The sequence below is a fragment of the Acinetobacter sp. 778_lipA genome (assembly GCF_058242985.1).
The window spans coordinates 2,288,595-2,303,632 of the sequence record NZ_JBZAYT010000001.1; the positions used below are offsets into that span (position 1 = coordinate 2,288,595).

Annotated in this window: 10 protein-coding genes and 2 pseudogenes; 7 read left to right on the plus strand and 5 right to left on the minus strand. The window is 36.7% G+C overall.

Annotation, left to right across the window (positions count from 1 at the left end; translation table 11 throughout):
- Positions 1-35: 35 nt before the first annotated feature.
- From benA to benE, 5 genes are all read left to right on the plus strand, one after another.
- A complete protein-coding gene (gene benA, locus AC4CUY_RS10890) occupies positions 36-1,436 on the plus strand; it encodes a benzoate 1,2-dioxygenase large subunit (protein ID WP_490774109.1) in 1,401 nt (466 codons plus the stop codon).
- Positions 1,433-1,942 carry a benzoate 1,2-dioxygenase small subunit gene (benB, locus tag AC4CUY_RS10895; protein ID WP_336950936.1) on the plus strand — a complete coding sequence of 170 codons (510 nt, stop codon included), beginning with the start codon at positions 1,433-1,435 and terminating at the stop codon, positions 1,940-1,942. The genes benA and benB overlap by 4 nt, the downstream gene beginning before the upstream one ends.
- 105 nt (positions 1,943-2,047) lie before the next feature.
- The gene (gene benC, locus AC4CUY_RS10900) at positions 2,048-3,064 is read left to right on the plus strand and encodes a benzoate 1,2-dioxygenase electron transfer component BenC (protein WP_490774110.1); all 1,017 of its coding nucleotides are present in this window, start codon (positions 2,048-2,050) and stop codon (positions 3,062-3,064) included.
- A gap of 27 nt (positions 3,065-3,091) precedes the next feature.
- Positions 3,092-3,877 carry a benzoate diol dehydrogenase BenD gene (gene benD / locus AC4CUY_RS10905; RefSeq protein ID WP_419330665.1) on the plus strand — a complete coding sequence of 262 codons (786 nt, stop codon included), beginning with the start codon at positions 3,092-3,094 and terminating at the stop codon, positions 3,875-3,877.
- A gap of 58 nt (positions 3,878-3,935) precedes the next feature.
- Positions 3,936-5,162: a benzoate/H(+) symporter BenE gene (gene benE / locus AC4CUY_RS10910; protein ID WP_490774111.1), complete on the plus strand. Its 1,227-nt coding sequence runs from the start codon at positions 3,936-3,938 to the stop codon at positions 5,160-5,162.
- A gap of 136 nt (positions 5,163-5,298) precedes the next feature.
- Here benE and AC4CUY_RS10915 read toward each other — a convergent pair whose 3' ends face one another.
- The 5 genes and pseudogenes from AC4CUY_RS10915 to AC4CUY_RS10935 form a co-directional block, all read right to left on the minus strand.
- A complete protein-coding gene (locus tag AC4CUY_RS10915) occupies positions 5,299-6,336 on the minus strand; it encodes a hypothetical protein (protein ID WP_483770965.1) in 1,038 nt (345 codons plus the stop codon).
- 39 nt (positions 6,337-6,375) lie between these two features.
- Positions 6,376-7,297: pseudogene (locus tag AC4CUY_RS10920) on the minus strand (IS5 family transposase).
- Positions 7,298-7,965: 668 nt separating this feature from the next.
- A complete protein-coding gene (locus AC4CUY_RS10925; protein ID WP_336950931.1) occupies positions 7,966-8,415 on the minus strand; it encodes a hypothetical protein in 450 nt (149 codons plus the stop codon).
- A 15-nt stretch (positions 8,416-8,430) separates the two neighbouring features.
- Complete coding sequence (locus tag AC4CUY_RS10930; protein ID WP_490774112.1) at positions 8,431-9,738, minus strand: M15 family metallopeptidase; 1,308 nt, start codon at positions 9,736-9,738, stop codon at positions 8,431-8,433.
- Between the two features lie 2 nt (positions 9,739-9,740).
- A pseudogene (locus AC4CUY_RS10935) lies at positions 9,741-12,584 on the minus strand (type VI secretion system Vgr family protein).
- A gap of 588 nt (positions 12,585-13,172) precedes the next feature.
- On the opposite strand from AC4CUY_RS10935, the gene AC4CUY_RS10940 reads away from it, so the two are divergent.
- Both AC4CUY_RS10940 and AC4CUY_RS10945 read left to right on the plus strand, forming a co-directional pair.
- Complete coding sequence (locus AC4CUY_RS10940; protein ID WP_336950927.1) at positions 13,173-14,471, plus strand: MFS transporter; 1,299 nt, start codon at positions 13,173-13,175, stop codon at positions 14,469-14,471.
- Between the two features lie 108 nt (positions 14,472-14,579).
- The gene (locus AC4CUY_RS10945; protein ID WP_336950926.1) at positions 14,580-14,915 is read left to right on the plus strand and encodes a hypothetical protein; all 336 of its coding nucleotides are present in this window, start codon (positions 14,580-14,582) and stop codon (positions 14,913-14,915) included.
- Positions 14,916-15,038: the final 123 nt, after the last annotated feature.

A 15,038-nucleotide genomic window follows, 5' to 3' on the forward strand; every position in this document is an offset into this window, starting at 1 on the left:
GGACTTCCTCTCTTTTGGAAAGTCGGAGAACCCATATGCCACGTATTCCTGTTATAAACACCAGCCATCTTGATCGGATTGACGAACTCTTAGTCGATAATTTTGAAACGGGTGAATTTAAACTTCATCGTTCTGTTTTCACAGACCAAGCCCTTTTTGACCTAGAAATGAAATACATCTTTGAAGGCAACTGGGTTTACTTGGCACATGAAAGCCAAATTCCAAATAACAACGATTATTACACCACGAACATGGGTCGTCAGCCCATTATGATTGCGCGTAATCGCAATGGTGAATTAAATGCCATGATCAATGCGTGTTCACACCGTGGCGCACAGCTTTGCCGCCATAAGCGTGGTAATAAAGCGACTTATACATGCCCATTCCATGGATGGACATTTAATAACTCTGGGAAATTACTCAAGGTTAAAGATCCAAGTGATGCTGGGTATTCGGACTGCTTCAATAAAGAAGGTTCACACGACCTGAAAAAAGTAGCACGTTTTGAAAGCTATAAAGGTTTTTTATTTGGCAGTTTAAATCCAGATGTGCCAAGTTTAGAAGAATTTTTAGGTGAAACAACCAAAATCATTGACATGATTGTAGATCAATCTGAGCAAGGCTTAGAGGTTTTACGTGGTGCTTCAACCTATACCTATGAAGGCAACTGGAAACTGACTGCTGAAAATGGTGCAGATGGTTATCATGTTTCAGCTGTACATTGGAACTACGCTGCGACCACTCAGCAACGTAAAGAAAAACAGCAAGAAAATGACAATGTACGTGCAATGAGTGCAGGTGCTTGGGGCAAACAAGGGGGTGGCTCATACGGTTTCGAACATGGACATATGCTGTTATGGACTCAATGGGCAAATCCTGAAGATCGTCCTAATTATCCAAAAGCAGATGAGTATACTGAAAAATTCGGTGCGCCAATGTCGAAATGGATGATCGAACGTTCACGTAACTTATGCCTTTACCCAAATGTCTATTTCATGGATCAATTTGGTTCACAAATTCGTGTATTACGTCCAATTTCAGTCAATAAAACTGAAGTGACGATTTACTGTATTGCACCCGTCGGTGAAAGTCCTGAAGCACGTGCACGCCGTATTCGCCAATACGAAGATTTCTTTAATGCTTCGGGCATGGCAACTCCTGATGACCTTGAAGAATTCCGTGCTTGTCAAGCGGGTTATGCTGGTATTGAGCTTGAATGGAATGACATGTGTCGTGGGTCAAAACACTGGATTCAAGGCCCAGATGATGCGGCCAATGAAATTGGTTTAAAACCTAAACTGAGTGGTATTAAAACAGAAGATGAAGGCTTATATCTCGCCCAACATCAATACTGGTTAGAAATGATTAAACATGCCATTCAATCTGAAAAAAATCTTGCTCAACAAGAAACATCTAAGCAAGGAGCAACAGCATGAATGCAACTGCAAACATCGATCAAATTTCTTTAGAAAATATTGCGCAATTTCTCTACCGCGAAGCTCGTTTTTTAGATGATGAACAATGGGATCAATGGCTGGCCTGCTACTCACCCTCGGCATGTTTTTGGATGCCTGCGTGGGATGATGATGATCGTTTAACCGAAGATCCTCAGTCTGAAATTTCCTTGATTTATTACCCAGACCGTCAAGGTTTGGAAGACCGTGTTTTCCGGATTAAAACTGAGCGTTCTTCAGCAACCATGCCTGATACACGCACTTGCCACAATATTAGCAATATTGAAATTATCGAAAGAGATGGTGACAAAGTCACAGTCCGCTTTAACTGGAATACGCTGAGCTTTCGTTACAAAAACAGTTATAGCTACTTTGGTATGTCTCGTTATGTCATCGACTTTTCTGCTACACAACCACAGATTCTCAATAAATATGTGGTGTTAAAAAATGACTACATCAATCAAGTCATCGATATTTACCACCTCTAATTTTTATCTCGAATGGTGTAAAAAATATGAGGTGTTTGCTTTAGTCAAATGGAAAGTTGGCTAAAGCACTCAAAAGTTTTAAAGATTTTTATAGGATTTTCAGCCATGTCAAACCACAATGTTGCTCTTCAATTTGAAGATGGCGTAACGCGTTTTATCTCAGTTACACAAGGTGAAACTTTATCTGATGCAGCATATCGCCAGAAAATCAATATTCCTTTAGATTGCCGTGATGGTGCTTGCGGTACATGTCGTGCTTTTTGTGAATCGGGTTCGTTTGACATGCCTGAAGAAAGTTATATTGAAGATGCTTTAACACCAGAAGAGGCTGAACAAGGCTATATCTTGGCCTGCCAATGTAGACCTTCTTCTGACGCAGTATTCCAGATTCAAGCTTCATCTGAAGTATGCAAAACCGAAATTCATACATTTCAAGGCACATTATCTCGTGTGGAAAAGCTCTCTGATTCCACCATCACTTTCGATATTCAATTAGATGAAGGTCAGCCCGATATTCATTTTCTTGCAGGTCAGTATGTCAATGTGGCAATTCCACAAACTACTGAAACGCGTTCTTATTCCTTCAGTTCTAAACCCGGAAATCGCTTAACAGGCTTTGTGGTACGTAATGTTCCAAATGGAAAGATGAGTGACTTTTTAAGTGCCAATGCCAAAGCGGGTGACAAAATGACCTTTACTGGTCCATTTGGAAGTTTTTACCTTCGTAATGTAGTTCGTCCTGTCGTTATGTTGGCAGGCGGGACAGGTATTGCACCGTTTATGTCGATGTTACAAGTGCTTGAAGACAAAGGCTCACAACACCCTGTACGCTTAGTATTTGGAGTAACCAATGACTTTGACCTTGTGGCACTTGAAAAGCTCAATGAACTGCAAAATAAACTGCCATGGTTTGAATACCGTACAGTCGTTGCACATGCTGAATCAACACATGAACGCAAAGGTTATGTGACAGGTCATATTGACAATGACTGGTTAAATGGCGGTGACGTCGATGTTTATTTATGTGGTCCTGTACCTATGGTGGAAGCTGTTCGAGGCTGGTTGGATACTGAAGGGATTAAACCTGCAAACTTCTTATTTGAGAAATTCTCTGCAAACTAAAATCGTACTGTTCAGGAGCTGAGAAGAATGTCAGATCGCCTAAGATTCAAAAATAAAGTTGTCATTGTTACTGGTGCAGCACAAGGTATTGGACGTGGTGTCGCCTTACAAGTGGCAGCGGAAGGTGCGCATGTGGTTATGGCCGATCGTTCAGAATATGTCGAAGACGTGCTTGTTGAAATTAACAAAAATGGCGGTGATGCAATCACCGTCCATGCAGATTTGGAAACTTTAGCGGGTGCTCAAGCTGTCGTTGCTAATGCTATTGAAAGCTATAACCGTGTTGACATTCTGATTAACAATGTCGGTGGTGCAATTTGGATGAAACCGTTTCAAGAGTTTTCTGAAGAGGAAATTATCAAAGAAGTGCATCGCTCGTTATTTCCAACTCTATGGTGTTGTCGAGCAGTCCTGCCCGAAATGATCAAAAATCAAAAAGGTACCATTGTTAATGTATCCTCTATTGCAACATGCGGTATTCATCGAGTGCCCTATTCAGCCTCAAAAGGTGGTGTAAATGGTCTAACCACAGCACTTGCATTTGAACATGCCAAAGATGGTATCCGGGTTAATGCTGTTGCGACTGGTGGTACAGAAGCACCTCCACGTAAAGTCCTACGCAATACTACGGCATTGACCGAAAATGAAAAACAATGGATGCAAGATGTGGTAGATCAAACCATTGATCGCACTTTTATGGGCCGTTATGGTTCGATTCAGGAACAGGTCAATGCAATATTATTTCTTGCGTCTGATGAATCCTCTTATATGACAGGTTCAATCGTTCCTGTAGGTGGTGGCGATCAGGGTTAAAGCTGGTCTTTTTTATATAGCAGGATCATTGAAATTCAATGCATGGAGGCTTTGCCCAATGGCATCCCTGTTCAAAACGTTAAAACAAGATTGGTCTTTATCAGCGACAGTTGCAGGATTTTTAGCTGTACTGATTTCTTATGCAGGGCCAATGATCATTTTTTTTCAGGCCGCTCAACAAGCCAATGTTTCCTCAACCATGATGGCATCATGGATCTGGGGGAGCTCTATTGGTGCGGCAATCACTGGAATAATTTTATCCATTAAGTTTAAAACGCCGATTATTACTGCATGGTCAGCACCGGGAACGGCGCTCTTGGTGGCTCTATTTCCGCATATTTCTCTCCATGAAGTTGTTGCAGCCTATATTACTTCTGCAATCATTATTTTTATCATTGGGATTACTGGTTCTTTTGACAAACTTTTAAAATGGATACCACAAGGGCTGGCAGCAGGAATGATGGCTGGAATTCTGTTCCAGTTTGGTTTAGGTCTGTTTAAAGCTACTGACACAATGCCCTATGTGGTTTTTGGTATGCTGATCTGTTTTTTACTGGCAAAACGCTTTTCACCTCGCTATGCCATAATTTGGGTATTATTTTCAGGTATTGCGCTCAGTTTTATCTTTGGAAAAATCAATACAGTACCAATGGATTTTTCATTGGCAGTTCCTGTTCTGATCAGTCCAGAATGGACATGGTCTTCTACACTAAACCTTGCAATTCCACTTACAATTGTCAGTTTAACGGGTCAGTTCTTGCCAGGTATGGCAATTCTCAAAATTAATCATTACGACACACCTGCTAAACCGATTTTAAGCATAGCCAGTATCACTTCAATTGCTGCGGCTTTTACTGGTGGAATCACGATTGTGTTAGCAGCGATTACTGCTGCACTTTGCACGGGTAAAGATTCACATGAACTGAAAGAAAAACGCTACATCGCAGGTATTGCCAATGGTATTTTCTATATTTTAGGAGGATTGTTTGCAGGGAGTTTGGTGATGCTATTTAGCATACTTCCCAAAGAGCTGATTGCAGCGCTTGCTGGATTGGCCTTACTCGGAGCAATTACCACCAATATTGGTATTGCAATGAAAGATGAAACACAACGAGATGCTGCCATTATTACTTTTCTCGCCACTGTTTCGGGTATGCATTTTTTAGGATTTAGTTCGGTTTTCTGGGGAATTTGTATTGGCATGATCGCACACTTGATTTTAACTCAACAACAATCAAAGGCTACCATTCCAACTCCAGTACAAGACTCAACGCAAAGTCAATAAACCAGCATATTCACTTAACAATCAACATAAAATCCCATGCAGTTCGATGGGATTTTTATGTAATAACGCGTTCTGGAATATAACCAAGTTTCGCTTTATGAAAGCGCCATTTCTTGCAGTTTAATCTTTAAATATTTCACTGTAGTTTATTAGTGATTTCTAAATACCAAATCGTTTCACCCCAATCACTATTTTCAATTTTTGGAAAAATTTCTCCTTGTTCAAAATAACGAGATTGAGATTTGTTTGCTGGACTCCACCAATATCCTGATCTTGGGCAACTTTGTTCTGCAAAGCCTTTTAAACTGTCAGTTTGGATCATTTCTGCAGAACCACCATCATCTGCAATTCTTTCAATTAATATCCAATTCGCTTCAGCATACAATGTTTCATATGTGTCTGGATCGTGCCCAACAGCAAGAACGCTTGCTACACCATTATCTTCTTCTTCGCTTGCTGCCATAAATTCGATCCGATCCCCTATTTCTTCACACAAATAGATGCCTGTTTTTTCTAACTTTTCATTAGACTTAACCATTATTTCTGGATTTATACGATAAATTGGATAACTGTTTGGCAAATCAAGGATAATATTATTAAATATATCGATTTTTTTAAAATCATAAATAAGCGTATCCATATCCCAATAGGTTGGATATGTTTGTCCTATAACTGAAGCATAACTTGTTGCTATTGAATGATAATCCCAACATTTTTTAACTTTATCATAGGGTAAATCATCCATCCAATGAGGGGAAAACTCGCTTATACCTTTCTGATCAGAACTAATTTCACCAACATAATTAAGATAAGTAAAATCTCCTGATTTTATTTTTGCATAAGCATAATCTATGCGATCCATCGTGGACCTAAAATTTGGTAAAACTGTACCGCCCCAATTAATATCTGCCCGTTCAGGTAAAGGAAAATCTCTTAAGTTATAAGGAAGATTATGCATATATATTTCAAATAATTCTTCTAAACCATCTAAAAATTGACGATGATTGTTACGTACAATTTCAAAAAAATGCAAAACGCTAAATTGTTCAAGTAAATAGGCTTCTTTCGGACTAAATGTATAAAAACTGCTTGGATTGGGTTTTTTGTCTCTCAACTGCAAATATACTTTCGCACAATCATTTTTAATCTCTGGTTTTTTAGGACTTTGTTGCACAAAATCTTGAAAGCTAGAGTTTTCCTAAGTGACACAAATTTAAGTCACAACTCTAGTATATGGACGACCTAATTCATTAAATTTATTGAGCACTGCTACGCGTGCGTGAACCTCATTCACTTGGCTTTGTAAGTTCCCAGCAGTCAGTTTATCTCCTAATAGTTTAATACAGTGCATCTTAGTTTCCACTAAACTTCTTCGATGATAGCCTACCCAATTTTTCCATATCGTCCTGCCCAAATGCTTAATCGTTCATTTCTTTCTAGTGAATGAGTTTTTATATCTTTCCACAGCTTCGCATTCTTTCTTGGTGGAATAACGACATGAGCTTTTCTAGATGCAATCAATTGACGGCAAATCTTAGTGTCATAAGCACCATCGGCATAGACTGAGTCTATTTGTTCTTCTTGTGGAATTTGATGAAGTAAATCACCGAGTACCTGTGAATCACTGAGATTGTTCGTTGTGAGCTGAACTGCACGTCTTTGCAGGATTTTGGCATCTAACTCTATGTGTAATTTACGCCATTGGCGACGATAATCGGGTTGGTATTTCTTCCTTTTCCATTCACCTTCACCTAAAAACTTTAAACCAGTAGAATCTACAAGTAGATGTAATCCATTACTGCTTTTTTGATAGCCAATCGCAAATCACTATGCTTTTGTCTTCTGCAAAGAGTTGAGTAATCTGGTGCAGCCCAATCTAAACCACAACTTTGAATGAGGTTTTAAATAAATCCCAAGGCCATTCGTAAAGTTAAACGAAATAGAAGTTTGATCATCAAACAGCATTGAATTGCTGTATCGGAGTAGGTTTGATTTCGTCCTTGTTTGCTTTTTAATGGCGCATACCATTGGGTAGTAGGATCAAACCAGTTCGAGAGATTCCCTCGATTCACCAAAGCTTGGTTGTAAGAAGACCAATTCGTTGTACGATAGGTTTTAGGTGCAGACTTATTCATTCGGAAATTATATTACTGAATCAGACCTTACCAACACCTTTGTGCAACAAAGCCATTACACATTGATTCTTATTAACATTGTAAATACTTACTTTATTATCTAATATAGGACCTCAATTATCAACGTCATAATCTGCAATAAACCTTTGTAATAATTTATATCTATTAGCAATCTCGTATCCAGTATATTTAATATCAGTTTTGGTTTTCACAGTACGGTACTAAAGATAAAAAGCTATTAAAAACAAAAACCTCATTAAATATACCTTACTAAAATATAATATTTTTAAACTACCTATTTTAAAAATTAGCTTCTAAAAAACCTCATCGATTGATTTTTTCAATAAATTAATTTTTAAAATTCCATTAACAAATATAAAACCCAAATTTTATAAAATTCGAGACAATCTGATATAACTTTTTGTTAACTTGTGATTATATTTAAAAACTACAACCCATTAATTTTAATAAACTTATCAAAATAAATTTTATCATCATTAATTAAATAATTTTTGGTTAAAATAAATAACTTATCATTAACAAATACCAAAATTGAATAAGATAACAATACTATAGAGACAATTATTTTACTCAAGTCCACCCCTCACCTCAACCGCTATAAAAATCCATAATAATTCAGTATAAATTAAAAATTTAAATTCTTAAAATCAACATACTGCTGCAGTTTTTTTATTAAAATTTTCCCTATATTTAATAAAATCTTCTTTTAAACTTATTTGTACCTCTTTTCCACTTAAATAATCTCCGTATTTTATTTGATCTGATTTAATCTTAGCATCATCATCTAAAAAAATAGAAGCAAATTCTTGTTGTGAACTTCTCAACATTTTCCCTTTTTTAAAATAAACTATACTTTCATATCCTCCAAAATTAGACTCATTATCTAACCTTGACACAATTACACATTGCGCAGCATCAATTTTATAAATATGTGCATACATAGTTAATACCATGTCGTTATCATAATTTGCTGGAATACTTAATGATTGTAACACTTTATACTTTTTACTGATTTCTTCACCTGTAAGTAAATTTTCCTTTGCTTTGATATTTGTAGTTATAAAAAATACTAAGGCTACGAAAATTCTTAAAATCATATCAAAGTCATCCTTTTAAAAAGTTAATTTTTTATAATTGCTTACACCTAATTGCAAAAGCTGTGGCTTTAAAATACGCCAAGTTTTACCATTAGGATGTAATTCGAAATGAGGATAGTCTGGTTTAAGTTTTCCATTCTTTTTAAATATGCCGCCCCATACTAAGCCCAAACTTTCTCCTATTGGACCGAGTTTTTTACTATCTTCTACAGATTGAGAGTCACTAGTAAGATATGTAATTTTACCATCTCTTACAGATACTATATCTATAGCTAAGCCATATTGGTGATAGCTTTGCAATGGTCCTGCATTAGTCACCCCACCAGATAATTTACCTTGAGCAGCAGGACTTCTATAACTATCAGTAATAACCCACGTAATACCAAGTTGTTCGTAAGCCATATTAATTAATTTAATAACAATAGGTTGATAAACAGAGTGTAGTTCAGCTATTCGAGCTAGAGTTCTCTTATAATGCTTTTCTCCACCACATGCTTCAGGCCGCAGACCATTTGCATTAACTGACTCAGGCGATTCCACTGTCGCAACAGGTGTTGACTCTTTGTTTTTTGATGCGTCTTGTTTCACTTTTGGGGTTACAGGCTTTTTCTCATCATTTTTCTTCACTGTAGTTAATTTTACTTGACGCTCATAAACTCTTAACTTTTGATTAGGGCTCAAGCGATCACTACTTAGACCACTTAATTTTTTTATTTCATCAACTGTATTTCCTGTTAGTTTGGCGATCAAAGGTAACGTATCTGTTTGCTGAACAACGATAATCTTCGTTTTTTTTTGCTGATTTGGCTTTGGTTCTTGTGGTTTTGGTTTATTTTCTGACGAAGACGTTAAATTTGTTTGTTTAATTGGAAGCTTTAATACTTGCCCCGGATGAATATCAGTATCTTTTTTTAGACTATTAATCCTGAGTAATTCAGCTGTCGTTGTATTATTATCCACTGCAATTCGAGATAAATAGTCTCCTTCATCAACAATATAGGTTGATCTTATATATGTCCCAGTAGCGACATCTTTAGCAGAAAGATTTAAACCTTTTAGCAGTACTTTTGGGCTACGTATAATAAAAGTAGTTTTTTCTCCAATTAAGTGTATTTTTACTTTTGACTCATATTTTCCTGAAGTTATATTTCTTACTCGAATATCTATGATTGTACCTATTGGACGTTTGATCCATACTGATTCACCGTTCGTAGAAGTTACAAAATCTGATATAAGTAATGTGCCAACCCAAAGTTGATGAACTAAACCATTAATAGGTTGATCTAGCGCATCTAAAAACCGAATATTTGCTAAACAATCCATAATTATATCTCTTGATCATGTGCCTCACAGTTACAGTGATATTCAAAATCATTATTCTCATTGCCATCATCAATAGATACAGTCCATGCTTCATTTGCTCCTATGAGAATTTCATAATCTTGATTTTCAACTGTATCTACACGTTGAGTCCGACCATGTGCATCTAAATTTCCTGAAATGTAGGTACTATTCTTAGTATTGATTAACTTATATTTAACTTCTGAAAATTTATTTTCATAAAATAAGTTATAAAAATCCCATTTATTCGTAAAAGATTTAATTTCATTCATGATTGGGAGTAATGGAATTTCAGTTTTAACTTTCTGTCCTCCCTGAAACTTCTGTTGCCCAGACTTTACTTCAAATAAACGATCTGTTTCGCATAGAATTCCTGTACTGTTCAAGGTAATCCTTGAGGATTTCCCCGTAATCTGAACTTCTTTCGGGCTATTGATTTCAATTTTGTCTTCTGTCGAAGATATCGTGATCCCGAGTTTGGCAAATAGTTCCAAAGCATTCGCCTGCGCATGAATATTAAATTTACCCTGTGCTGCGATAAAGTTGATGCCATCCATCACTGAAAATAAACTTATTTTATTTTTTGCATGCACAATCAAGTTTTTTTGCGAGCTAAAGTTAATACTATCACCAGCAATTTGATTAATTTGAGCATCCGCAGATAAATGGATATTTTCAGGAGTGCTTAAAGCAATCCCATCTTGTGAACTAAGTAAAAGCACGGCTTGATTAAATTTGGCAATTTCTTGTTGGATCTGTTTAGCAAATACTTTTAGTTGCTCAACTGACTCTATTTCATCGGTCTTTTGGTTCTTGGCAATATCACTGAGTGCTTTAATTCTGATTTGACTGCCTTCAAGTTGTTTCTTGGCAGGCTCTGCATCAAGATGATTACCTTTGGCCTGCACTTGTTGATAGGTTGATAGCAATAAACCTCGCCCTGCACGCACCGCACCCCATTGGTCAGTTCTTAACTCAAAACCTTCTCCTCGCCCTTCACTGGTCTCGGTTTCTTTTGGGTGGCTGAGATTACCCAAGTTGAGTTGGCTTGTCGCATGACTACTCTGTAATTGACTGCTTATTTGGTTGGTCGTATCATCAAAGCGAAGTTGATTGTAGCCACTGCCCTGATATTCCTTAGTTTTAATCCCTGCTAATTTTTTTGTGTCAGGCAACTTGCCTTTGTCATCAAACTTAGTCGGATAACGACACCCTTCATGAATTCGTCCCACCACAAAGGGTCTGTCAATGTCACCATTACTGAAAGAGATCATGACGATCTCTCCAACCCTCGGTAAAAATAGTGCCCCATAGCCTTCTCCTGCCCAAGGCGTCAGTACATCGACCCAAGCCGAATCTGTATCATTGTCATTTGAACCTGCACCACCATCATGGGTGTGGTCTTAATTTCGAGTGAACAAGAAGCGTACTTTGATACGTCCCCATTCATCGACATGAATTTCCTCCCCATCCATCCCGACAACTTTTGCTCGTTGTGGATGTGTTATAGGTCGTTGTTGCAGTAGGTTATATTCAGGAACGACGTCGATGTTTCGACGTTGCAATACAAGCTGATTGGCTTGACGTTCATCTTTGTTATTGGTGATGATATTGTTCAATTGCCAATGACTTTGTTTAAGTAATGCTGTCACTTGATCATTCAGGTCTTTAGGCAAGTTATTCTGATTATAGAATGTCTTTGAGGTGATCAAAAACTCTTTGTCTGCACCTGAATGCTGATCTATTTCAGGATGTTCATTAAATTCAAACCAATACCCCACATATGCATCTCTTACTGTAGAAATAGCAATAAATTTTTTGGCTTGTAGATCGAAATATTTACTCAAGTTTTCATTGAGCTTTTCAATTTGGACATGACCAGATTTGGTTACACCATCTTCACCTTTTAAGTCCTGTATCCATGCAGGACTGACATGAAATGCCTGTTCTAAAGCTAAACTTGCCACATTCTGATTGGCTGAATGCTTATGCTTGCTAAGAACTGAACCTGCACCTTCTTCTTGTTCTAAAGCATCCGCTTGCCATCTTTGTACATGTACAGCCGTAGGCTGAATAGAACGTAAACCAGTAAATGCCGTTATGCTATCTTGTCTTTCTACAGCACTGCTACGGTGAAAACGGATACTACGGCGATCTAGTGCTTTGTATTGTGCATTATGATCGATTAGACGTAGTATCTGTGGTTGAATCTGCTCTGAAGAACTTGAAACTTTATGCTGCGCTTCATCGACTAAGATGCTTATCCCTTCAGAAGCCAACAACCGTTGAATGAAGTCAAAATCGAGCTCATTGCTCTGCATGATGAATGGTCGGACATCATAGTCTTTGGTTAAACCAGTTTTATCCAAAGTCAGGCTTGAGGCAAACAATGGACTTCGCTCTCGCCATTCTTGAAATAGAACCTCCACAACTTGAACAACAGATTTATTCACAAACACTCTGGAGTTTCTGCGATATTTCCAAAGCGCTGTGGGGTCTTCTACTGTAAGGCGATAAATTGTAAGAGAACCGTCACTGGCACCTACATCGGCTTTGGTTACGATCGCTGAAATTCGATTCAGCTCAGATTTGTCATTAACAATATCCACGGCCACTTGACTACCAACAAAGCTTTTTAGAGCAATGCTTGCTGATGTAGATAGACAAGTTAATTGTAGGTTAATGCCTAAGTTAAGTGCATGTGTCCCATCAATACGTTGCAGGAACACTTGATCATTTAAAGATGGATTTGAAAATAGAACATGGATCGTACTATTCTGTGCTGTTAGCCCCAATTTTTCTAAAGCAAAATAAATATTATTCAACATAATCTATTGTGTAGTTTTTTTAAGTTGTATATTACTTTATAATAAAAAATAATATTTTGTCTACCATAGGAGACTTTTCATGTGAATCTCAATTTATTGATTTTTTTATAATATTTTATAATTTAGAGTACATATTATGAAATTCAACTTTTGCATAAATGCTATAATATAATTTAAAATTATTTTTATATAAATTTAATAAAACAAAAGTTCGATCCATTATTTCCTTTCAAAAAAAGCTGAACTTATTGTGTGATATTTTTATATACTTCCCATCCAAAACTATTTAATTTAAATAGTCACTAGATTTATCTATTAATCTTTTCTGATAATTATTTATTTTTTTCATTTTCACAATATGCAATTAATCAATAAATTCTCATATTATGCAAATTAAAACAAGAACATTCTTGCATTAATTTATAGATATAGCTGTATAAAGCTGTGTATTTTTTGTACCAATACCGTATTTGTATAATCGTTTAATTTTAAAATTGAAATGCAAAATCTAAATGGTTTGAAATGCAAAAAAATTAATTTTTCACATTTTAAAGCATAAAAATCGCAGCAGCATAATAAGGATATTTTATGACTGAAACACATATATATCAGCCACATGAAAAACGTAATCGTGTCATGGCTATCGTTGGGGCTGCTTCTGGTAACTTGGTGGAATGGTTTGATTTCTATATTTATGCAGCATTCGCAACCTATTTCACCCACGCATTAACCGCTCCAGATATGGATGACTCTACAAAAGCAATTTATGTGTGGGGTGTCTTTGCTGCTAGTTTTTTCATGCGGCCCATAGGCAGTTGGCTCTTTGGCTGGATTGGCGATACCTATGGACGTAAAAAATCCATGATTATTTCTATTACCTTAATGGCAATCAGTTCATTTTTATTTGCAGCACTCCCTACTTATGATCAAGTCGGTATGGCAGCACCATTTCTATTATTGGCTGTACGACTTCTACAAGGACTTTCAGTAGGTGGTGAGTATGGTACTGTTGCAACCTATATGAGTGAAGTTGCATTAAAAGGTCAACGTGGTTTTTATTCCTCTTTTCAGTATGTGACGTTGTCTGGCGGACAACTTTTAGCAAGCCTTTTGGGTGTAATCATGTTGGCACTCATGTCCAAAGAACAGTTAATGGATGGAGGCTGGCGTATTCCATTTATTATTGGTGGTGTTGTTGCCATTCTTTCATTCTTTGCACGACGACATTTAAAAGAAACTTTATCTGAAAATGATAGTGCGAAAGAGGGTTCAGGCAGTTTAAAAGAATTACTCAGCAAGAACTGGAATACCTTTCTGCTGGTGGTTGGTTATACCTCAGCGGGTTCTTTATGTTTTTACATCATCACCGTATATTCAAAAACCTATATTACCAGCCTTGGATTTGCAGACAAAACCGTCGGCTATATGATGACCATTGCCCTATTTGTGTTTATGTGTGCGCAACCTTTGTTCGGAATGCTGGCAGATCGAATTGGTCGTCGTGCTTCAATGATGCTCTTCAGTACCAGCTGTGCTATTTTTATCTACCCTGTAATGGTCATTGCGATGCCATATTTTAGTGGTTCAGCGTTTATTGTGACTTTGTTACTGATCTTCTTAATGATGTTGCTCAGTTTCTATACCTCTATCAGTGGTTTAGTTAAAGCAGAAATGTTTCCACCACATATTCGAGCCCTTGGGGTTGGTTTTGCTTATGCAGTCGGTAATGCAATCTTTGGTGGTTCTGCCCCTGCAGTTGCATTAAAGTTAAAAGACCTCGGTCATGAAAATAGCTTTTTTGTTTATGTGATTGTCATGCTGATTATTTGTCTGTTCTGTAGCATGCAATTACCTAAACAGCCGAAATATTTACACCATGATCATTAGCCTCTGCATTTTAAGGTCTGTTTTACAGACCTTTTCTTTTAATACACGCCTTTTATTGTAAAATATCCGCGTATATACAATAAAGTCGTATTAAACCTTGAGGAAAAGATGAAAAAGATATTGCTTATTCTTATCTGTATTTCGTATAGTCATTTTGCCAATGCTCAAACTCAAAACTATATATTGGTCAATGGTGGTGGAATTGATGATAATGGTTTACTGTTGAAAAACATCCAAGGTAAAACTATTTATGCATATTGCAATCAAAAGTGCGGGCAATGGTTTGACCATGATGAAGAAACAAGCGGACAAATTTTAAAAAAGGAATATATTGAAAAAAAAATCCAAGCAGATATTCAATTTGAAAAGAATGCAGATCGAGTCATGGGTCCAAGTGCTGATGAGTCCTTTTATTTTATTAATCAAATTAAATTTATTGAATAATTTAAAAATAAATCATGAAATTAGAAGCCTTTCATTCTTTTTTAATGTCATGATCTTAAGGTCAAAAGCATTATGTTCTATATTATGGACTTAATAATCAATTTTAAAATATTTTAGCTTCAT

Coding starts and splice junctions, on each gene's coding strand:
- benA (WP_490774109.1), top strand. CDS start 36: ATGCCACGTATTCCTGTTATAAACACCAGCCATCTTGATCGGATTGAC.
- benB (WP_336950936.1), top strand. CDS start 1,433: ATGAATGCAACTGCAAACATCGATCAAATTTCTTTAGAAAATATTGCG.
- benC (WP_490774110.1), top strand. CDS start 2,048: ATGTCAAACCACAATGTTGCTCTTCAATTTGAAGATGGCGTAACGCGT.
- benD (WP_419330665.1), top strand. CDS start 3,092: ATGTCAGATCGCCTAAGATTCAAAAATAAAGTTGTCATTGTTACTGGT.
- benE (WP_490774111.1), top strand. CDS start 3,936: ATGGCATCCCTGTTCAAAACGTTAAAACAAGATTGGTCTTTATCAGCG.
- AC4CUY_RS10925 (WP_336950931.1), bottom strand. CDS start 8,415: ATGATTTTAAGAATTTTCGTAGCCTTAGTATTTTTTATAACTACAAAT.
- AC4CUY_RS10930 (WP_490774112.1), bottom strand. CDS start 9,738: ATGGATTGTTTAGCAAATATTCGGTTTTTAGATGCGCTAGATCAACCT.
- AC4CUY_RS10940 (WP_336950927.1), top strand. CDS start 13,173: ATGACTGAAACACATATATATCAGCCACATGAAAAACGTAATCGTGTC.
- AC4CUY_RS10945 (WP_336950926.1), top strand. CDS start 14,580: ATGAAAAAGATATTGCTTATTCTTATCTGTATTTCGTATAGTCATTTT.